The following is a 272-nucleotide window of genomic DNA, read 5'->3' as shown; positions in this document are numbered from 1 at the left end:
CGCGATAGACGACCATCATCCGCTTAATCACCTTATGCTTTAGTCGATTAAGTGAACGGGTTTCTACAAATATTGGCTTTCTCGTTCCAATTCTGAGGCAGTATTTATTCACTGTCTGAATCGGGTAGAGCAGACTGCCATCTTTGCGCTTAGAAGGGACATTCTTTAAAGTGGCACTTTGGCGGTAGAAATGCCGTCCTTTAAATTTAGGTGGCTTTCTGCCAACCGGTGTCTGCTTGAAGAAGGCTTCTTGGGCATTGCAGTAATATTCA

At 44.1% G+C, this 272-nt stretch carries 1 protein-coding gene; it reads right to left on the bottom strand.

The window, feature by feature from the left end; genetic code table 11:
* Window positions 1-272, bottom strand: a 272-nt coding sequence (locus L9G74_RS20625; RefSeq protein ID WP_238898630.1) for a hypothetical protein, incomplete at both ends; no start/stop codon positions are given.

Source organism: Shewanella electrica, assembly GCF_022321485.1.
In the GTDB taxonomy this organism is placed as follows: Bacteria; Pseudomonadota; Gammaproteobacteria; order Enterobacterales; family Shewanellaceae; genus Shewanella; species Shewanella electrica.
Note: the sequence above shows the minus strand (reverse complement) of the source record. Positions and strands in the feature narration are given on the sequence as shown.